General features: G+C 68.1%; 17 protein-coding genes. 7 read left to right on the top strand and 10 right to left on the bottom strand.

What is annotated here, in order from left to right; genetic code table 11:
* The first annotated feature begins 63 nt into the window (after positions 1–63).
* From hemQ to H5T77_RS25670, 4 genes are all read left to right on the top strand, one after another.
* On the top strand, positions 64–783 hold the full coding sequence (hemQ, locus tag H5T77_RS15585; RefSeq protein ID WP_292650732.1) for a hydrogen peroxide-dependent heme synthase: 720 nt from the start codon (positions 64–66) through the stop codon (positions 781–783).
* A gap of 161 nt (positions 784–944) precedes the next feature.
* Positions 945–1655 (top strand): WXG100-like domain-containing protein, encoded by a 711-nt coding sequence (locus H5T77_RS15580; RefSeq protein ID WP_292650730.1) that lies wholly within the window; start codon positions 945–947, stop codon positions 1653–1655.
* A 9-nt stretch (positions 1656–1664) separates the two neighbouring features.
* Complete coding sequence (locus H5T77_RS15575; protein ID WP_292650728.1) at positions 1665–5303, top strand: RHS repeat-associated core domain-containing protein; 3639 nt, start codon at positions 1665–1667, stop codon at positions 5301–5303.
* A gap of 18 nt (positions 5304–5321) precedes the next feature.
* Positions 5322–5588 (top strand): S1 RNA-binding domain-containing protein, encoded by a 267-nt coding sequence (locus tag H5T77_RS25670; RefSeq protein WP_366816631.1) that lies wholly within the window; start codon positions 5322–5324, stop codon positions 5586–5588.
* Positions 5589–5882: 294 nt separating this feature from the next.
* On the opposite strand, the gene H5T77_RS15570 is transcribed toward H5T77_RS25670, so the two are convergent.
* Positions 5883–7163, bottom strand: a complete 1281-nt coding sequence (locus tag H5T77_RS15570) for a uracil-xanthine permease family protein (protein ID WP_292650726.1) — start codon at positions 7161–7163, stop codon at positions 5883–5885.
* A 103-nt stretch (positions 7164–7266) separates the two neighbouring features.
* On the opposite strand from H5T77_RS15570, the gene H5T77_RS15565 reads away from it, so the two are divergent.
* On the top strand, positions 7267–8031 hold the full coding sequence (locus H5T77_RS15565; RefSeq protein WP_292650724.1) for an LLM class F420-dependent oxidoreductase: 765 nt from the start codon (positions 7267–7269) through the stop codon (positions 8029–8031).
* 90 nt (positions 8032–8121) lie between these two features.
* Here H5T77_RS15565 and H5T77_RS15560 read toward each other — a convergent pair whose 3' ends face one another.
* Both H5T77_RS15560 and H5T77_RS15555 read right to left on the bottom strand, forming a co-directional pair.
* On the bottom strand, positions 8122–9015 hold the full coding sequence (locus H5T77_RS15560) for an aminotransferase class IV (protein ID WP_292650722.1): 894 nt from the start codon (positions 9013–9015) through the stop codon (positions 8122–8124).
* Positions 8960–9742, bottom strand: coding sequence for a sulfotransferase-like domain-containing protein (locus H5T77_RS15555; protein ID WP_292650720.1), 783 nt, complete (start codon positions 9740–9742; stop codon positions 8960–8962). Before H5T77_RS15555 ends, H5T77_RS15560 begins: the two co-directional genes overlap by 56 nt.
* Before the next feature lie 146 nt (positions 9743–9888).
* Between H5T77_RS15555 and H5T77_RS15550 the strand changes: the two genes are divergently transcribed.
* A complete protein-coding gene (locus H5T77_RS15550) occupies positions 9889–11067 on the top strand; it encodes an acyltransferase family protein (protein ID WP_292650719.1) in 1179 nt (392 codons plus the stop codon).
* 4 nt (positions 11068–11071) lie between these two features.
* Here H5T77_RS15550 and msrB read toward each other — a convergent pair whose 3' ends face one another.
* The 4 genes from msrB to H5T77_RS15530 all read right to left on the bottom strand — a co-directional run bounded on the left by msrB (position 11072) and on the right by H5T77_RS15530 (position 15113).
* Positions 11072–11476, bottom strand: a complete 405-nt coding sequence (gene msrB / locus H5T77_RS15545) for a peptide-methionine (R)-S-oxide reductase MsrB (RefSeq protein ID WP_292650718.1) — start codon at positions 11474–11476, stop codon at positions 11072–11074.
* Positions 11477–11500: 24 nt separating this feature from the next.
* Positions 11501–12796 carry a GNAT family N-acetyltransferase gene (locus H5T77_RS15540; RefSeq protein WP_292650717.1) on the bottom strand — a complete coding sequence of 432 codons (1296 nt, stop codon included), beginning with the start codon at positions 12794–12796 and terminating at the stop codon, positions 11501–11503.
* A 40-nt stretch (positions 12797–12836) separates the two neighbouring features.
* The gene (locus tag H5T77_RS15535; protein ID WP_292650716.1) at positions 12837–13724 is read right to left on the bottom strand and encodes a DUF4349 domain-containing protein; all 888 of its coding nucleotides are present in this window, start codon (positions 13722–13724) and stop codon (positions 12837–12839) included.
* A gap of 123 nt (positions 13725–13847) precedes the next feature.
* Positions 13848–15113: a hypothetical protein gene (locus tag H5T77_RS15530; RefSeq protein WP_292650715.1), complete on the bottom strand. Its 1266-nt coding sequence runs from the start codon at positions 15111–15113 to the stop codon at positions 13848–13850.
* A 141-nt stretch (positions 15114–15254) separates the two neighbouring features.
* Between H5T77_RS15530 and H5T77_RS15525 the strand changes: the two genes are divergently transcribed.
* The gene (locus tag H5T77_RS15525; RefSeq protein WP_292650714.1) at positions 15255–16340 is read left to right on the top strand and encodes a DNA polymerase domain-containing protein; all 1086 of its coding nucleotides are present in this window, start codon (positions 15255–15257) and stop codon (positions 16338–16340) included.
* A gap of 199 nt (positions 16341–16539) precedes the next feature.
* Here the strand turns inward: H5T77_RS15525 and H5T77_RS15520 are convergent, their stop codons facing one another.
* Genes H5T77_RS15520 through H5T77_RS15510 form a run of 3 tightly spaced genes read right to left on the bottom strand, consistent with a single transcriptional unit; the run spans position 16540 to position 19201 of the window.
* Positions 16540–17064, bottom strand: coding sequence for a hypothetical protein (locus H5T77_RS15520; protein ID WP_292650712.1), 525 nt, complete (start codon positions 17062–17064; stop codon positions 16540–16542).
* Between the two features lie 33 nt (positions 17065–17097).
* A complete protein-coding gene (locus H5T77_RS15515; protein ID WP_292650710.1) occupies positions 17098–18210 on the bottom strand; it encodes an ATP-dependent DNA ligase in 1113 nt (370 codons plus the stop codon).
* A gap of 37 nt (positions 18211–18247) precedes the next feature.
* Positions 18248–19201, bottom strand: coding sequence for a nucleotidyl transferase AbiEii/AbiGii toxin family protein (locus H5T77_RS15510; protein ID WP_292650708.1), 954 nt, complete (start codon positions 19199–19201; stop codon positions 18248–18250).
* Positions 19202–19267: the final 66 nt, after the last annotated feature.

Raw genomic sequence — 19267 nt, 5'->3', positions numbered from 1 at the left:
CATAGAGGCCGGACGAAGGAGCCCGGCGGGGATCGGCGACCGGTGGTAGCGCAAAATGGGGGCATGACCGATCCGCAGGCCGACATCAAGTCCAACGCAGCCAAGATCAACGAGCTCAACGACACGATCCGCTACACGATGTGGTCGGTCTTCTCCCTCGAGGAGACCCTCGGCGACGCCGACCGCAAGGCCGAGGCGGTCGAGGTCGAGGAGCTCTTCGCCGCTCTTGCCGGCGAGGACATCGTGGTGCGCGGCACCTACGACGTGGCCGGCCTGCGCGCCGACGCCGACGTGATGTTCTGGCTGCACGCCGACTCCTCCGACAAGCTCCAGTCGGCCTACCACCGCCTCCGCCGCACCGCCTTCGGTGGCCGGCTCGTCCCGGTCTGGTCGCAGATGGCGCTGCACCGGCCCGCGGAGTTCAACCGGAGCCACCTGCCGGCGTTCCTCGCCGACGAGCGCACCCACGACTACGTCGCGGTCTACCCGTTCATCCGCTCCTACGAGTGGTATCTCCTCGACGACAAGGAGCGCCGCCGGCTCCTCGCCGAGCACGGCCAGATGGCGCGCGACTACCCCGACGTGCGGGCCAACACCGTCCCCTCCTTCGCCCTCGGCGACTACGAGTGGATGCTCGCCTTCGAGGCCGACGACCTCTCCCGCATCGTCGACCTGATGCGTCACCTGCGCGGGTCGGAGACCCGTCGCCACGTACGCGAGGAGGTGCCGTTCTACACCGGTGCCCGCGTCGAGATCGGTGACCTCCTGGAGCGCCTTCCCTGACACCTGCCTGACCCGGTGAATACGTCTCGGTAATTCACTGTCCGGCCTCGTACGTCTCCACTAGCCTCTTGCGTCGCGGTGGCTCCTGCTCGGGTTCGTGTGCCGATCCCGTCACGGGCTCCTGACATGTCCGCATGACCTGGGAGGGCTGAGACGTGGGGATGACCATCCCTGGGGAGTTGGACTTCGTTCTCGACATGCTCGGCTATGAATGGCCGAACGTCAACGAAGACGCGGTCCGCGATGCCGCGCAGCTGCTGCGCGGTCTGGAGTCGGACCTTCGCGGCACGCTCGACGAGCTGGAGATCCGGGTCAACGAGCTCGGCGGCGGCGGTGCCGAGGCGCAGTCGGTGAATGCGCTGATCAGGGCGTGGACGGAGAATCGCACGGCCAACATGGACGGGCTGCTCGACGCGCTGCCCGGAGTCGCAGCGGGGATCGACCTCGCCGCTGATGCGATCGTCGGGCTGAAGGTGAAGGTGGTCGCCGAGCTGACGATCACCGCTGCGCAGATCGCGGCCGCGGCGGCGACCGCTGTGGTCACGGCCGGCCTCAGCGTGGCCGGCAACGCAGCGATCATCACCATTCGAAAGAAGGCGCTCGACATCGCCACCGACATGGCGGTGGAAGAGGTGATCGGCCAGGTCGCGAGCATGGTGATCGAGCCGCTGACCGGGACGATCACCGAGCTCGCCATGGCGGTCGCAGATGCTCCGATCGTGACCGACGGCGAGGCGACCGCGGCGACCAAGCTCAGCTACGACCTGATGGAGCAGATCGCCTCGGCCCTCAACGACTGTGGCGCCGATCAGTACGACCTCTGCGCGACGTTCGCAGCCGAAGTGTCCGCCCTGCCCTTCTTCGAGTCCTAGGAGACTTCGATGGCCAGAAAGATGGATGACGTCGTCGAGGAGCTCCGCGAGGCGGTGACCAAGACTGTCGGCGACGCCGGACAGGCGTTCAAGAAGAACGCCGACGATGTCGCCGACGGGATCCGGAAGCAGGCGGATGCTCGTCGCGACCTGGACGGTGATATGGCCAGGTCCGGCTCCGATAAGCCCGGTCGGACCGACAGCTTGCCCTCGGACAAGAGCGGTACGAACAAAAACGGAAGCCGTGACCAGCAAGGTTGTGGTGACCCGGTCGACGTGGCCACGGGCGCGGTCTTTCTGCAGCGGACCGATCTGACGCTCCCTGGTGACCTCCCGTTGATCCTTAGCCGGAAGCATTCGAGCGACTGGACCTATGGTCATTGGTTCGGCCCCTCGTGGTCCTCGACGTTCGACGAGCGGATCGACGTCCACACCGATGTGGTGGGTCGGCGTTCAGCAGTCGTGGTGGCTGCTGACACCAGAGCGCACGTCTTCAAGAACCTGACGGCCGGCCAGGACGCCCGACCGGTCGCGGGTGGGGCTCTGCGGCTTCACGTCAGCGAGGACGGCGAACACCGTCTGCTCGACGCCGCGACCGGGGAGACCCGCCACTACACCCCCAGCGATGCGGGTGGCACTGCTTGGCTGACGTCGATCACGAACGCCTCGGGCGATTGGATCCGGTTCGCTCGTGACGAGCAGGGTGCGCCCGCGGAAGTCACCCACAGTGCCGGGTATCGAGTGCAGGTCGCCACCGCCGAGCATCGGGTCACCGGTCTGACGGTGACCCGTCCCGACGGCTCCGATGCGGTGCAGGTGACGGGCTACCGCTACGACGCCAACGGCGATCTGGTCGGGGTCGTCAACGGTTCCGGCGAGGAGCTGGAGTTCGGCTACGAGCACCACCGTCTGACTCGCTGGGTCGACCGTAACGGCACCTTCTACGACTACGTCTACGACACCCAGGGTCGCTGTGTCAGCCAGGGTGGCTCCGACGGCGTCATGCGGAACACGTTCGAGTACGGCGAGCCCAACGCCAGCGGCCTGCGTGAGACCAGAGTGACGGACTCTCGTGAGAACGCCACCGTCTTCAAGATCAACGCCCGGTTCCAGGTCGTCGCCACGGTTGACCCGTTGGGAGCCGCGACCAGCTCGGAGTGGAGCGAGCAGAACCAGCTCCTCGCGCGTACCGACCCGCTCGGCCGCCGCGCGACCTTCGCCTACGACGAGGCCGGCAACCTCACGGAGGTCACCCGCCCGGACGGCAGCCAGACCACGATGGAGTGGGTTGACACCTTCGCCGGGCCACGCCTAGCACGCCAGGTGCTGCCCGACGGCGCGGTGACGATGCTGGGCTACGACGAAGCCGGACGGCGCATCTCGGCGACCGACGCGACCGGCGCGACCACCGGGTTCGGCTACGACGACCACGGCCACCTGGCCTCAGTCACCGATGCCCTCGGTCGGGTCCGTGCCATCGAGACCGACGCCGCCGGTCTACCGCGGCGGGTGGTCGAGCCCGACGGCCGCTGGGCCGAGTTCGAGCGCGACCACCTCGGCCGGGTCGTCGCCAGCACCGATGCGCTCGGTGCGCGCACGGAATACTCCTGGACCGTCGACGGCCAGCTCGCGTCCCGACTGCTTCCGGACGGCTCGACGGAGTCCTGGACGTACGACGGCGAGGGGAACCCGGTCTCCTACACCGACCCCGCCGGGCGCACCACCATGACCAGGTTCACCCACTTCGACATGCCCGCCGAGGTCCTGGCTCCCGACGGCTCGATCACGCAGTACGCCTACGACCCCGAGCTCCGCCTGACCAGCGTCACGAGCCCCCAGGGCACGACCTGGCGCTATGAGTACGACGAGGCCGGCCGACTCGCGACCGAGACCGACTACAACGGCCGGACGCTGACCTACGCCTACGACGCCGCCGGCCAGATGGTCGAGCAGGTCAACGGCGCAGGTCAGCGGTTGGCCTACGACTATGACGCTCTCGGCAACGTGGTCACCGAGCAGGCCGACGACCAGACCACGACGATGGCGTACGACCCACTCGGTCGTCTCCTGCGCGCGACCTCTCCAAGCGTCGATCTGGTCATCGAACGCGATGCGCTCGGCAGGGTGCTCGCGGAGTCGGTCAACGGTCGGCGCGTGGCCAAGACGTACGACGCCCTCGGTCGGCCGACCCGTCGCTCGACACCTGCGGGCGTCGAGACCGAGTGGTCCTACGGTCTCGGCCTCGCCCCGGAGCGGATGACCGTCGCCGGCCAGGAGATCGCTTTCGAGCACGACCTGTCCGGTCGCGAGACCCGGAGAACCACAGGCGATCTCGTCCTGGAGCAGACCTGGGACCTCCTCGGTCAGCCCCTGACCCAGCGCCTCGAGCGCAGCGACTCTTCCTCACCGGCGGATGTGCTCCAGGAGCGCACCTACGCCTACGAGTCCGCGGGCCGTCTGATCGGCGTCGAGGACAAGATCACCGGCGCCCGCCGCTTCGAGCTCGATCTCGCCGACCGGATCACCTCGGTCGCTCTCAACGACTCCGTGTCGGAGGCCTATTCCTACGACCCCCTCGGCAACATCACCCGCTCTTCCACCGGCAGCGGTGACGCTGAGCGCCGTGACTACGACGGCACCCTCCTCACCCGCGCCGGCCGCAGCCGCTACGCGTACGACGCACAGGGCCGCCTGGTGCGCCACACTCGCGCCCGACTGTCCGAGAAGCCGGACACGTGGCTCTACGAGTGGGACGCCAACGACCGTCTCACTGCCGTACGCACTCCCGACGGCACCCGCTGGACCTACCTCTACGACGCCCTCGGCCGCCGTGTCACCAAGCGCCGCGATGCCCAGGACGGCGCGGTGGTCGAGGAGATCCAGTTCGCATGGGACGGCGTCAACCTCATCGAGCAGACCACCGTGGCGGGAGAATCAGAGGGCGCAACGCTCTCGTGGGCATACCGGGGTTTCAAGCCTCTCGCTCAGATCGAGCTCGACACGATGTCCCAGGATGAGCTCGACACCCGTTTCTACTCCATCGTCACGGATCTAGCGGGCGCCCCCTCCGAGCTAGTTACCCCCGATGGCGAACTTGCCTGGCATGCCCGTCGCACGATCTGGGGCGCGTCCTCCGAGGCGTCAGCGACTCCGCTCCGCTTCGCCGGCCAATACGCCGACTCGGAGACGGGCCTCTATTACAACAACCAGCGCTATTACGATCCCAGCACGGGTAGGTACCTCTCGCAGGATCCGCTCGGACTTGCCCCGGCTCCGAACCCGAACACGTACGTGGCAAATCCGACGACTTGGGCCGACCCCACGGGCCTTCTCGGGTGTGACGTCTCCATCTACAAGGCTTCACAGCCCGGGTTGGGTTCTCAGCACTACCGTGAAGGGTACAAGGCTGAGGATTTCCCAGGTGTCGCCTTCTTCACCCGGGATGAGCGCCTTGCCCAGCATTGGTCAGAGATCTACGGTGACGGCTACATCGAGATTCGAATGCCGCAGTCAGTCTTCGACGAGCACTTTGCGCCGCATGAGTGGAGATATCTTGGCTCTGAGGGGGACACGGAGTTGGAGGTTCCGTCTGACCTGCTCGACCTCCTGAGTTCGTTTCCTCGCACACCCCATAACGTCCCCACGTAACCCCCACGACCAGGAGTCATGATGCTGACCGTCGGACAACGAGTACGAGGCCGCGTGGTTCGTCACGAGGCGTACGGCGCGTTCGTGGACATCGGAGAGTCAGAGCTCGCGGCACTGTTGCTGGATGCTCTGATCGACGATGATCCGCGGCGTGCCCGTGACTCGCTCCCAGCGATCGGAGACGAGATCGAGGCAGTGTTCTTGGGTTACGGACCCCCGCGGGGAACTCAACCGAGAATCAGTATCCGACCAAGCGATTTTGCGAGGGCCGAGCCAGAGGCTTGAGCGTCGATGGCGGGGCGGGCGGCTGCTGATTGTCATCCGCTCACATCTTGATGACTCGGCGTAATGTCCGGAACGCCTTCGTGCTCAAGTGATGTGGTGCTGGCGTGGGTGCACTTGCCGACCCGATCCTGCGCCAGCTCGTCTCGGTGTGGGGACCGTGGAGACGCTCGACGACGGCGGCGTCATCATCGGTTCGGGTGAGGGTGGCGGCTTCCTGGCCGTGGACGACGCGACCGTCTTGCAGCGGAGGTTGTGAAGCTGAGAGTGGCCCATAGACCACTCTCGGCTTCACAACTACCTCCGCAGACGCGCCAGGGCGCTCATCCCGTGGTAGATCACGACCGCGGCGATGGTGCCCAGCGCGATCCCGGTGAAGGTCAGGTCACCGAAGGTGAGGGTGAGGTTGCCGATGCCGATGACCAGCGCGACTGCGGCGGTGAACTGGTTGACCGGCTGGGAGAAGTCGACCCGGTTGTCGAGCCAGATCCGGATGCCGATCAGGCCGATGAGGCCGTAGAGGGCGACCGTGATCCCGCCGAGCACGCCGGCCGGGACGGTGTTGAGCAGCGCGCCGAACTTCGGTGAGAGCGAGAGCAGGATCGCGACGACACCGGCCACCCAGTAGGCCGCCGTGGAGAAGACCCGGGTCGCGGTCATGACGCCGATGTTCTCGCCGTACGTCGTCGTCGCCGAGCCGCCGAAGCCACCGGCGATGGTTGTCGCGAGGCCGTCGGCGAAGAGGGCCCGGCCGGTCTCGCGGTTGATGGAGTCGTCGCCGGCGAGATGAGCGACGCTGCGTACGTGGCCGACGTTCTCGGCGACGAGGACGAGCACGACCGGCAGGAACATGGGCACGACGGACCAGGACACGGTCGGCGTGGTGAAGTCGGGGAGCCCGAACCAGGCGGCCTTCTGGAACTCCGAGGTGTCGATCTGGCCGGCGATCAGCGCGGCCACGTAGCCCACGACGACACCGACCAGGATCGAGAGCCGTGCGATCAGTCCGCGGAAGGCGACAGCGACGATCAGTACGGTCGCCAGGGTGATCGTGGCGATCAGCGCCGCGCCGTTGTCCGGGTTGGCCGGGTCACCACCGACCACGTTGTTGGTCGCGGCCGACGCCAGGTTGAGACCGATCAGCGCGACGATTGCACCGGTCACCACCGGTGGCATCAGCGCCTCGATCCAGCGGGTGCCGGTGACCATCACGATCACGCCGACCAGGGCCAGCAGCGCGCCGGTGACCAGGATGCCGAAGAGTGCTTCCCCCATCCCGCTGCCCGCCATCGCGGCACCGATCGGCGCGATGAAGGCGAACGAGGAGCCGAGGTAGCTGGGCAGCCGGTTGCGCGTGATGAGCAGGAACAGCAGCGTGCCGACGCCGGAGAAGAACAGGGTCGTGGTCGGCGGGAAGCCGGTCAGAAGAGGCACCAGGAACGTGGCGCCGAACATCGCGACCACGTGCTGGCCGCCGAACCCGATGGTCCTCGGCCAGCTCAACCGCTCGCCGGGCTTGACGATCGCGCCGTCCCGTACGTTCTTGCCGTCTTCGTGCAGGTCCCAACCGAATCGCATCTCGTACCCTCTTCAGCTCTCGTACGGCGCGATCCGCCGCCTGCCGAACGATAGAACCGATTGACGCGTGGACAAAGGCCAGGCGCTCCGTAGTGTTGAGGACATGACGATCCGCATCGGAGTCCAGATCCAGCCCCAGCACGCCGACTACGACCAGATCCGCGACGCCGCGCGCCGCGCCGAGGAGATCGGTGTCGACGTGATCTTCAACTGGGACCACTTCTACCCGCTCTACGGCGAGCCCGACGGCAAGCACTTCGAGGCCTGGACCATGCTCGCGGCGTGGGCCGAGCAGACCTCGCGCGCCGAGATCGGCTGTCTGGTGACCTGCAACTCCTACCGCAACCCCGAGCTGCTCGCCGACATGGCCCGCACCGTCGACCACATCTCCGGCGGCCGCCTGGTCTTCGGTATCGGCTCGGGCTGGTTCGAGCGGGACTACACCGAGTACGGCTACGAGTTCGGGACCGCCGGCGGCCGCCTCGACGCCCTCGGCGAGGCCCTCCCGCAGATCGAGGCGCGCTGGGAGAAGCTCAACCCCGCCCCGACCCGCAAGATCCCCGTCCTGATCGGTGGTGGCGGGGAGAAGAAGACCCTGAAGTACGTCGCGAAGCACGCCGACATCTGGCACTCCTTCTCCGACGTGGAGACCCTGGAGCGCAAGCGCGGCGTGCTCGCCGGCCACTGCGAGGCGATCGGCCGCGACGTGAACGAGATCGAGATCTCGACCGCCGCTGACAGCGCGGAGGCCGCCAAGCCGCTCTACGACGCCGGTGCCCGGCTGTTCACCTACGGCGTCAACGGTCCCGACTACGACCTCAAGCCGCTCGAGGACCTCGTCGCCTGGCGCGACTCTGTCGGCGCCTGACCGTTCACCGAGTTACCTCGGTCGGCCGCCGCTTCCTTCGTGGAACTCTACGAAGGAAGCGCGCGCTCACCGAGTTACCTCGGTCAGCATTCAGCCCGCGACGACCGTCCCCGAGGTCGCCTGCAGGTCTGCGTACGCTTTCGAGAGCTGCTGCGTCACCGGCCCGCGCTCGATCGGCCGACCGTCGAGCGAGACGACCGGGGTGAGTCCGCCCATCGTGCCGGTCACGAAGGCCTCGTCGGCCGTGTGGGCGTCGGTGAGCGAGAAGTCACCGACGTCCACCGGCAGACCCAGGTCGGCAGCGAGCTCCAGCACGGTCGCCCGGGTGATCCCCTCAGGGCAGGCGCGGGTCGTCGAGGTGCGCAGCACCCCGTCGCGTACGTGGAAGAAATGGGTCGCGTTGGTCTCGGCGACGAAGCCGGCGTCGTCGAGCATCAGCGCGTCGTCGGCGCCCGCGTTGTTGGCCTCGACCTTGGCCAGGATCGAGGGGATCAGGTTGTTGTGGTGGATCTTCGGGTCGAGCATGTCGGCGCGCGGGCGGCGCTGGGCCGCGGTGACCAGCGTGATCCCCGAGTCGTCGTAGACCGGGGACTTGAACTCCGCCAGCACGATCAGCGTCGGGCCTGACTGGTTGAGCCGGGGATCCATCCCGGAGGTGACCTTCACCCCGCGGGAGAGGGTGAGCCGGATGTGGACGTCGTCGCGCATCCCGTTGGCCGCAAGGCACTCCCGGATCGCCTGGGTCATGAACTCGTCGGAGGGGATGTCGGAGAACGCCATCGCCCGCGCCGAACGGCGAAGCCGGAGCAGATGCTCGGAGAGCTTGAAGATGCGTCCCTGGGTGAGCCGGAGGCCCTCCCAGACGCCGTCGCCGCCCTGGGCGAGCGAGTCGAACGGCGAGATCCGCGCATCCAGGCGGTGGCTGAGCTCACCGTTGATCCAGACCTGGAGATCGTCGTTGCGGGGGTCGTAGGTCTGCAGCATCAGTCGCTCTTCTTGATATCGGGGTCATGACATAGGGGGCGAGGCGATCGTAGTAGGGCCGGCAGCGCTCCAGCAGCGGCGCCAGTCGCGAGGGCAGCGGGTCGGCGGCGCCGGGGGAGGAGGCCGCGAAACCGGTCGAGGCCCACACCCCTGAGTACCAGTGCGGTGCCCACACCCCGTCGGAGCTGCGGGGGCCGGCCGGCCACGACAGCATCGCCTCGTCGAACCCGATCCCCAGCGCCTCGCACAGCCCGGTGAGCGCCGCGCGAGGCGAGGCCAGGATCGAGGCGGCATCCACGACAGGCCCGCCGAACTCCTCGAAGATCGCCACCTGCTGCGGCAGCCCGAGGTCCTCGAGCGTCGGCTCCTCGCGAACCTTGGCGTACGAGGTCAGCACCCGCTCCGGGTCCCGGACCAGGAACGCGTGCGAGAGCCCGGCGAAGGCGCCGTGGTCCATCTCCGGGAGCAGGTGGTGGGTCATGTGCTTCTGGTACTGCACCGCCGAGTCGACAGGGCCCGACGTGATCTCCTGGGCCACGACCCGCCAGTCGGTCGGCTGGGAGGCGAGCACGTCATCACGTCCGGGATGGTCGATGCCCGTCGCCGAGAGGTAGGCGGCGTACAGAGGCTCGTCGAGGGCCGTGCAGTCCGGCCTGTTCTCGAACGAGCGCATCAGCGCCGTGGACAGGTTCCTGGGCCCTGACCACATCGCGATCCGCACCGTCACAGCCTCAACGTATCGCCCGGGCCAGGACGTTGTCGTGATAACTACCCGGATGGCTCGACGCGGTGGTTTCCCATAGCCTGTTCGGGCTATGTACGCTCCGGGTTCGCTCCACGCTCATCTGAAGGTCCCCCAACCCCAGGATCGCTGTGTCTGCCTCGAAGCCCCCCACCGAGCCGTCGCTCGGGCGGATGGCCGTCCTTGACGCCGTCCGCCTCTTTGCCGCCATCGTCGTGGTGCTCTACCACTTCACGGCACGCGCCCATGACCCGTGGCAGGAGGGCACCAACTCCTCGGAGTTCTTCCCCGACCTGTCCGACTTCACGGTCTTCGGGCAGTTCGGCGTCGACCTCTTCTTCATCATCTCGGGGTTCGTCATCCTGATGTCGGCCTGGGGGCGTGACGTCACCTCGTTCACGACCTCACGGATCTCGCGGCTCTTCCCGGGCTACTGGGCGGCGGTACTGCTCACCGCAGGCCTGCTGATGTTCGTATGGGCCCCCACCGGCAAGCAGGTCGAGCTGACCGAGGTGGGCGTGAACCTGACGATGGTGCAGACGGCGTTCTCGGTGCCGATGGTCGACGGCGTCTACTGGACGCTCTGGTTCGAGTTGCGGTTCTACGTCCTCATCGGGATCCTGATGCTCTTCGGGCTGACCGGGACCCGCGTGCTCGCCTTCGCGGCGATCTGGCCGACTGCCGCGGTGCTGGCCGAGGCCGCCGGCGCCGGGCTGCTCAGTGATCTGCTGATCGCCGAGTACGCCCCGATGTTCGCCGGCGGGATGGCGATCTACATGGTGGCGCGGGACAAGCGGAACCTGCTGGCGTGGCTGGTGGTGCTGCAGAACGTCGCCCTCGGTGCGGGCTGGGCCTCGCTCAACACCCGGGAACGGCTGATGGAGTGGACCGCCTTCGAGCCGCCGGTGATCTGGTGCGTGCTGGCCAGCCTGGCGTGCTTCGTGCTGGTCGCCCTGGTCACCCTCACACCGGTCTCCCGGATCACCGGCAGCTGGCTCACGACGGCCGGCCTGCTGACCTACCCGCTCTACCTCATCCACCAGTACTGGGGATTCGCGATCATCCGACTTCTCCAGGACGACCTGCCGCGCTACGCGGTCCTGGCCATCGCCGTCGGCGCCTCCGTCGTCCTCGCCTGGCTCATCCACCGGCTCGTCGAGCGGCCGCTCTCCCCGCTGCTCAAGCGTGGGCTCAAGCGCTCCTTCGAGTCGCTGGCCCAGGAGGACGGACGTCCCCGGACCAAGCGCATCCCGGCCCCCGCCCTCACTCGGGTGGACTCGCCCGTGCGTGAGCGGGAGCCGGTCAGCTGAGCGATCAGGCCTGGTCGGCCGGCTCCAGGCTGATCGAGATCGAGTTGATGCAGAACCGGTCGCCGGTCGGGGTGCCGTAGCCGTCGGGGAAGACGTGGCCGAGATGGGAGCCGCAGTTGGCGCAGCGCACCTCGACCCGGTCCATCCCGTGCGACTTGTCCTCGATGTATTCGATCGTGTCGCTGATCGGCTGGTAGAACGACGGCCAGCCGCAGCCGGAGTGGAACTTGGTGTCGGACTCGAAGAGCTTGGCCTTGCAGGCCTTGCACGAGTAGATGCCCTTGGCCTCGGTGTCGGTGTATTCACCCGTGAACGCCCGCTCGGTGCCCGCCTCACGCAGCACCGCGTACTCCTCAGGCGTCAGCTCTGCACGCCACTCCTCGTCGGACTTCTCCACGTTGTAACCCATGGTTGAAATGGTACGCCGGGGCCCTCAGAAACCGGTGATGCAGTAGGGCGGCGGACCGCCGTCGGCCATCGCGGCCCAGGTCTCGATCGCCTCGGGCGAGCCGGTGATCCGGCCGGCCGCCGCCAAGGTGCGGACGTCGACGCCACCGAGATACAGGGCGCCGAGGGTGTCCGCGGCCAGCTCGACGGTGGGGTCGGCGTCGGTCGGGGTGACCTCGACGACCCCGTCCCTCACCGCGACCCGCCAGGCACCGGCAGCATGTCCGAGCGCGTCGTCGACGCCGAGGACGACCTCGCCCGCGGCGTACCAGGGTCGTGCCTGCAGCGCCGCCGGCACATCGAGCACCCGCACCCACAGCATGTCGTCGATCTCGGCGCTCTTGACCGCGAACGGCTCGGCGAGCGCCCAGTAGAGCGGGTCCTGGAGCGGCGCTTTGCGCCACGCGACCCGCTCCACGAGGTCGATGTCGGCGAGGAAGCGCCACAGCCGCAGGTAGGCCGCCGGGGTCAGGGCCACCAGGTCGACGACCCGCGCCATCCGCAGTCCGGAGTCGTTGCGCTCGTCGGCGGTCTTGTAGATCGCGTAGCCGTCGGGTGCGCCGGAGGCGTCCAGGTGCAGCACGGCCCGCTGCTTCGACTCGCCCTTCGAGTCGCCCCCGAAGTCGTAGGCGCTGGAGAGCATCGGCTCGTAGAACTGTGGCCTGGTGACCGATCCGCGGGTGCGTTCCTGGAAGGTGCCGTAGATCTTGGCGACCGTCTTCCACGCCTCGGAAGGCTCGACCAGCGTCACCGAGCCGTCGTCGTCGGGAACCTCCGGACGGTAGCGGAACGTCGAGGTCACATCGACCTCGACCTGGCGCAGATGTGTGGCCGTGCCGAACCCGAAACGACCGTAGATCGAACCCTCCGAGACGGTCAGCGCCGCCAGCGGCACCCCCGCCGCGACCGCGTCGGCGAGCGCGACGGTCATCAGCCTGCGCAGCAGCCCCTGGCGTCGGTGGGTGGGGGAGACGGTCACGTCGCTGATCAGCAGTGCCGGCAGGCTGGCGCCGCCACCGACGTTGACCGGCGACGTCCAGGACGAGAAGGTCGCGACCGGGATCGTGGCGGAGGAGAACTCCGAGCTCTCCGTCCATGCGCCTCGCAGCGTCACCGAGTCGGCGCGGATGTGATCGCGCCAGACCTGCAGCCCGTCGTCGTTGCCTCGGGCCTGGTGGAAGCCACGTCGAGTCGCTTCGTACCATCCCTTCAGCAGGGCCTCGTCCCCGTCGAACGGGTCGAGGCTGCGAAAGACGAGACCGGGGTGCTCGAGCGCGCTCATGGTCAGAACGTACGCCGTCGAGCAACCCGATCTCGACTGGTTATTCCTCCGCCGGGCCCGTGGCAGTGGCCGGCGCTGGGGCCGGAACCGTGGCCGATGCGACGGCCGCCTTCCGCCGCCGGAGGAGCCAGACGGGCGCGATGAGGAGCAGGACGACCGGCGTCCACGGAAGGATGGCGCCGAAGGCGACCGCGAGCACCCGAGCCGAGGCCCCGAGCGCGTCCCAGCCGGCGCTCAGGCCGGCCAGGAAGCCGGGGCCGTCGCCGGAGGAGCCGCCGGGTCCGGCCCGGTCGATGCTCACCGTGATCGTCGAGAGCGAGGTCTGGTCCTCGAGGGCCGCCTGCTGGGCGAGCAGGGAGTCGAGATCGGCCTCGCGGCGGGCGAGCTCGGACTCGATCGCGATGACGTCACCGATCGCGTCGGCGCGGGAGAGGAGCGTACGGATCCTCTCGATGCTCGTGCGGGCGTTTTTCACCCGCACCTCGGTGTCGACGACCTCGGTGGTGACGTCGGTGGTCGTGGTGCTGGAGTCCACCAGGGTGGCGGTCTCCTCGAGGTCGGCCATCGCGGCGTCGAACGACTTCGACGGGATCCGGAGGACCATGCGGGCATGGCTCGGACCGTCGTCGTCGCTGTCGCTGGTCTCCTGTTGGGTGACCTGACCGGAGTACCGATCGGTGATGTGCTGGACCCGCGAACGGATCTTCGCAACATCTTTGGCGCGGAGCGAGACCGAGCCGGTGGAGATGATCGAGGCTTTCTCGACGGCCTGCTCCGGCGCTGCCGCATCCTCGTCCTGCGCGGCCATCTCCGGCGCGGCCGCTCTTCCGCCTGATGAGTCGGCCAGCGACTCGACCGAGCCGGAGTCGGCGGACTCGCCCGACCCGCCGCACGCGCCGAGGGCGAGGACACTGACGATGCTGATCACAAGGGCCGCACCCGAGATAGGCCTGACCTTTGCTGTTTTCATGCCTCTAGTACGCCCGGGGGCATGAAAACGGTGCGGGACAGGGCTAGTTCCTTCGGGCCATTTCTTCGGGCCATCTCCGGATCAGCTCGTCGCCGCAGCCGCCACGAGATCGACAGTCTGGGCCACGATGTCTGCCCGCATGTCGGCCAGCGGTTCACCGCTGGCGTCCCCGTCGAGGACGGGTACGTGGATGTGACCCTGCTTGGTGTCGGCCTCGAGCGCGTCACGGAGGGCGGTGGTGCGGTAGGCCGACTCGTTGGACAGGTAGTCACCGCCGCCACCGGCGACCGCAGTGGAGCCCGGCGTCGGGTCCTCCCGGGTGACCGGCGCGGTCGATCCTGCCGGGATCTCGGTGACGACCCGGTTGATGTTCACGGGGAAGGTGCCGGGCACGGCCGCCTTCATCGCCTCGACCGGCAGCGTGGTCCGGGTCCACTGCGGCTGCGGGTCGGCATGAGGAAGGTCCTCGGGGATCGGGATCGTCTCGTTGACGCTGACCCGGTCGTTGTCGGGGAAGGTGCCCCGATGGGCGCCGTTCCAGACCTCCAGGTCGAAACGGCCGGCGCGGCCCTGGCTGATGGTGATGGCGGTGTCCACGTCGCGCTTACCGGGGATCAGGTGGGGCAGGAAGGCGCGCTCGACGATGCCCTGCGCGAACGGCTCCCACAGCACCGGGAACACCACGGTCTGGATCTCGACGGGACCCTTCGCTGTCTGTACGACGCGCCCGTCCATCGCCAGTGCCGTCGCCCCGGAGGGGTTCGACTGGCGGATGTTGCGATCGAGGGTGAAGGGGTCGAAGCCGGAGGCCAGCACCTGCCGTGACCGGCCGGACTCGTCACGGGCGAAGGCGGTCGACTCGATCCCGCGCGAGCTCCGGTCGAAGGCCGCCAGCACCTTCGCCCGGGCGTCCTCGGACCAGGTCCGGTACGCAGGAGCGACCCGCGCGATCTCAAGCTCGCCCGCGAGCCGGGCCCAGTAGAGCGGCCGGTCGTCGCTGCGCGGCAGGTCGCCACCGGCGTCGCCGCGGCCCTGCACGCGGTCGACCGCGCGCTGCCACAGCGCCTGGCCGGCGAGCCGTGCCGCGGCGGTGGCTGCCTTGCTGCTGCCGGCGCCGCAGACGGCCGTCCTCACCGCGCCGGCAACGTCGTCGAACCCGGAGCGGGCCAGGATGTCGGTCACCGTCGGGTCGGTGAGCCGGGTGTGCTCCACCCGGGTGTCGGGCGAGGCGACGGTCCCGCAGGTGGGGTTGGTGCTCGCGGTCGAGGGAGCGCCGGTGAGGCCGAGGGTGATGGCGGCGGCCAAGGCCGCCGTGGCGGCGGTCAGTGCCGTGGTTCGAGTCGACATGTGGGGGTCCTCCGAGATCGTGGCGGTCGCCGTACGTTGGAGCGGATCATGCCGGTCTCAAGGCGTACTGGCCAGTGAGTTGCGGATGTCGTCCGAACGATTTCGCTGGGGGAGGGGCTTGGAGCGGGCTAGGTTGGCGCCATGGCGAAGACACCGGCGGCACATGTGCAGGTAGGCGAGCGCGAGGTGCGGATCTCCAGCCCTGACCGAGTGATCTACGAGGCGACCGATCACACCCCCGAGGTCACCAAGCTGATGGTCGCGGAGTTCTTCGCGTCCGTCGGCGACCCGCTCATGCGGGCGCTGCGCGAGCGCCCCACCGCACTGGAGCGCTGGCCCGACGGCTGGCGCGAAGGCATGAAGCTGGCCACCGGACCCACCGACAAAGAGGGCGACGGCTTCTACCAGAAGCGCACGCCCAAGGGTGCCCCCGACTACCTCGAGGAGGTCGAGATCACCTTCCCGAGCGGACGCAAGGCGCGAGAGGTCTGCCCGACCGAGCCCGCGATCCCGGTCTGGTGCGCTCAGATGGGCACCCTCACCTTCCATCCCTGGCCGGTGCGCCGGGAGGACGTCGACCACCCCGACGAGCTGCGCATCGACCTCGACCCCCAGCCCGGCACCGACTTCGGCGACGCCAAGCGCGTCGCCGCGATCGCCCGCGAGACCCTGGAAGAGCTCGGCCTGCGTGGTTTCGCGAAGACCAGCGGCAACCGCGGCGTACACATCTATGTCCGCATCCGGCCGGAGTGGACCTTCGAGGAGCTGCGCCACGCCGCGATCGGCTTCGGCCGCGAGCTGGAGCGTCGTGACGGGGGAGTGACCACCGCGTGGTGGAAGGAGGAGCGCGGGGAGCGCATCTTCGTCGACTTCAACCAGAACAACCGGGATCGAACCATCGCTTCGGCCTACTCGCTGCGTCCCAAGCCCGGCGCCCCGGTCTCCACGCCGCTCACCTGGGACGAGCTCGCCGACCTGAAGGACCCGCGCGAGCTCAACCTCTTCACCGTCCCCGACCTCCTCGCCGACGGCGACCGTTGGGCGGAGATCGACGACGAGGCGTACGACCTCGGACCCCTGCTCGAGCTCTGGGAGAAGCTGCCCGGAGGCGAGCTGAACTACCCGCCCGACTACCCGAAGATGCCCGGCGAGCCGCCGCGCGTGCAGCCGAGCAAGAAGGTCGCCTCCCACTGGGACGAGGACGGCAACCGGATCGACGACAAATGACAGAAGTGCCTGCTCAGCGCGGATCCCCCGATCGCACGAGCAGGCACCTCTTGTCCGCTGGATCCCCCCAGAACAGCGGACCTCAAGATCTTAGGGGAACGCGGGCCACAACTGCCATGTGAAGCCGGTAACAGAGCGGTAACCGTTGGTGTGTTCACCGTCACTTCCGCGGATTCAGCGGTAGTGACGACGACACGCCTCACATGCCGGTGATTCCTTCACCTTCGCCGGCCTGCTCATCGAAGTTCTCGTGCTCGATCAGGTGCAGCACCGGGACCTCGAGGTGGCGGCGGGCCTGATGGGTCCAGTCGACGTGGAAGAACTCGGCGACCACGTGCGGGCGGGTCATGATGATCGCCTCGCGGCCATCGACCGCTGCGACCTTCGCGCGCAGCGCCTTGACCGGGTCCTGGACGAGCTCTCCGTGGGCGGAGGCTCCGGAGCTCTTCAGGACCTGGAGAGTCTGGGCGAGGGCCTTCTCGGCACCTTCCCTGGCCTCCTCGCGCACCGCGTCGAGGTCGATCTCGTTCATGATCATGGCCGAGCCGAGGTATTCGGCTGCGCTGAGCGTGCCCATCGCCGACTCGATCCGAGCGGCGGCGTCCTCCAAGGGCAGCAGCACGTGGTAGACCGGGTCCTCGACTCCCTCGTGGAGGGAGTGGACCCGGGTCGCGTCGTCGAGAGAGAGTGCCTGCTCGACCAGGAGTACGACGTCGTAGCTCATGTCTCCGACCCTAGCGGGAATCGACTGTGCTGTTCAGCGGGGCACTCCGAGCACTTCCGCCAGGTCGTACGCCACGGGTTCCTCGAGCTGGTCGTATCCGCAAGACTCCGGGTCACGGTCGGGGCGCCAGCGCTTGAACTGGGCGGTGTGGCGGAACCGGCGTCCCTCCATGTGGTCGTAGCCGACCTCGACGACCCGCTCCGGACGCAGCGGGGTGAAGGTGAGGTCCTTCCCCTGCGACCAGCGGCTCTGGGTGCCGGGGACGCGGTCGGGGTTGGCGGTCAACCACTCGCTCCAGCGTCCCCAGGGGTGCTCCTCGATCGGGACGACCAGCTCCTGGAGCTCCTGCCACAGCTCGGCGCGTCGTGCGGCGGTGAAGGAGGCCGAGACCCCGATGTGCTGCAGTTCCGGCCGGCCGTCCTCCCCGGGTGCGTACAGGCCCAGCAGCAGGCTCCCGAGCAACGGCGCCTCCGGGGTGGAGGTCTTGTGCTCGCGGTAGCCCGCCACGACCACGTCAGCCGTACGCGCATGCTTGATCTTCAGCATCGTCCGCTTGTCGGGGGCGTAGGGAGCGTCCAGCGGCTTGGCCATCACCCCGTCCAGCCCGGCGCCCTCGAACCGGGTGAACCAGTCCTCGGCGACCTCGGGGTCGGTCGTCGTCGTGCACAGATGCACGCTTCGCCTCCGGTGGTCGAGCTTGTCGAGACCCGCGAAGACGCCCTCCAGCGCCGCCCGTCGTTCCGTCAGCGGTTCGTCAAGGAAGGACCTGTCGCCCAGCGCGAGCAGATCGAAGGCCGCGTACGCAGCGGGCGTCTCCTCCGCCAGCAGGGTGATCCGCGACTCGGCCGGGTGGATCCGCTGCTGCAGCACCTCGAACTCCAGCCGGTCGCCGATCGCCACGAAGATCTCGCCGTCGAGCACGATCTTCTCCGGCAGCGACTCACGCAGCGCCTCGACCACCTCGGGGAAGTAGCGAGTCAGCGGCTTGGTGTTGCGCGAGGCCAGCTCCACCTCGTCGCCGTCCTTGAACACGATGCACCTGAACCCGTCCCACTTGGGCTCGAACGCATAGCCGCCGTCGGTCGGCACGCCCTTCGCGGGCTTCGCGAGCATCGGCTTGATGGGTGGCATCACGGGTAGGTCCACGTGGCCACGATAGGTCAGCCGATGGCCGGCCGCTGCCTCATTCAGTGGCGTCGGTGGTCCAGGTGAGGTTGTCGGGGTTCCAGGTCGCCGTGTCGGAGATGGTGTCCAGCGCGGGGTCGATGAAGGTTGCGACTAGATCGGATGCTGTGGCCGCGGTCATGTCCGAGGCGAGGGGGACACCCCTGGCCGTCGTCGAATACGTACGCGCCCAGTCGGGCGGGGCATCGAAGTGGGAGAACGGGTCGATACCGCTGATTGCGCGCTTGGCCTCGATCGCGGACCTCAACTCTGCCAGTTCGACGGTCTGGGTGTGGGCAAGTACGACGAGGTCGACAAGGTCCTTGACGCGGCTGCTGCGTTTGCTGCCGGGGTAGTTGGTGTCCATGGTCGCGCAGACCTTGTCAGCGATCTGGTCGACGACGGGGTAGAGGCGGTAGGGGTGGGTGATGAGTGGTTTTCGCAGGTGGAGTCGGTTGGCCGGGTCGACGATCTCGGGTCGACCGACCGGTGGTGGGCCGACCACGACGTCGACGGTCATGGTGTCGATCTGGGTGTCGTGGTCGGCGTCGAAGCATGCAAACGTGAAGCGGCGGGTGGCGACGCCGGGCTGGTTGTCGCCGAGGCCGGTAGGGGCAGAACCGATGAGTCGGAAGGTGAGGTGGTCGCCGAGATCGGTGTCGACTAGCTTGGTCAGCGCTTGACCGGCCGAATCGAGGTCCGCGGCGTGCTGTGCGGCCAGATCCATGTCCTTGGTCGTGCGCGAGCGCGGTACACGGGCGAGCATGCTCATCCCGCCTTTGAGTAGCCACTCTGAGTGCTCGCCAGCTGCGAAGACGCGGGAAAGGAAGCGGTCGAAGCGGGCCTGGCGGATCTGCGCGTCGATCCTCGCGGCGCTCACACTTGGTCCGGCCGCCTTGGCTGTCTTCTTCGCCGCTTCTTTGATAGCAAGTTCGAGCGAGCGCCAGTCGCGGTAGGTCTCCTGCTCAGTCATGGTTCCAGCCTTCTGGTTCCGTGCCGGCGAGCTCGAAGAGATCCTTGACCAGTGAGTGTCCGTCGG

Source organism: Nocardioides sp., assembly GCF_014360585.1.
GTDB lineage: Bacteria > Actinomycetota > Actinomycetes > Propionibacteriales > Nocardioidaceae > Nocardioides.
The sequence above is the reverse complement of the archived record's forward strand: the minus strand, read 5'-3'. Positions and strand labels throughout refer to the sequence as shown.

Bases quoted from the DNA above. Each gene is read 5' to 3' on its own strand.
- hemQ (WP_292650732.1), top strand. From the start codon at position 64: ATGACCGATCCGCAGGCCGACATCAAGTCCAACGCAGCCAAGATCAAC.
- H5T77_RS15580 (WP_292650730.1), top strand. From the start codon at position 945: ATGACCATCCCTGGGGAGTTGGACTTCGTTCTCGACATGCTCGGCTAT.
- H5T77_RS15575 (WP_292650728.1), top strand. From the start codon at position 1,665: ATGGCCAGAAAGATGGATGACGTCGTCGAGGAGCTCCGCGAGGCGGTG.
- H5T77_RS25670 (WP_366816631.1), top strand. From the start codon at position 5,322: ATGATGCTGACCGTCGGACAACGAGTACGAGGCCGCGTGGTTCGTCAC.
- H5T77_RS15570 (WP_292650726.1), bottom strand. From the start codon at position 7,163: ATGCGATTCGGTTGGGACCTGCACGAAGACGGCAAGAACGTACGGGAC.
- H5T77_RS15565 (WP_292650724.1), top strand. From the start codon at position 7,267: ATGACGATCCGCATCGGAGTCCAGATCCAGCCCCAGCACGCCGACTAC.
- H5T77_RS15560 (WP_292650722.1), bottom strand. From the start codon at position 9,015: ATGCTGCAGACCTACGACCCCCGCAACGACGATCTCCAGGTCTGGATC.
- msrB (WP_292650718.1), bottom strand. From the start codon at position 11,476: ATGGGTTACAACGTGGAGAAGTCCGACGAGGAGTGGCGTGCAGAGCTG.
- H5T77_RS15540 (WP_292650717.1), bottom strand. From the start codon at position 12,796: ATGAGCGCGCTCGAGCACCCCGGTCTCGTCTTTCGCAGCCTCGACCCG.
- H5T77_RS15530 (WP_292650715.1), bottom strand. From the start codon at position 15,113: ATGTCGACTCGAACCACGGCACTGACCGCCGCCACGGCGGCCTTGGCC.
- H5T77_RS15525 (WP_292650714.1), top strand. From the start codon at position 15,255: ATGGCGAAGACACCGGCGGCACATGTGCAGGTAGGCGAGCGCGAGGTG.
- H5T77_RS15520 (WP_292650712.1), bottom strand. From the start codon at position 17,064: ATGAGCTACGACGTCGTACTCCTGGTCGAGCAGGCACTCTCTCTCGAC.
- H5T77_RS15510 (WP_292650708.1), bottom strand. From the start codon at position 19,201: ATGACTGAGCAGGAGACCTACCGCGACTGGCGCTCGCTCGAACTTGCT.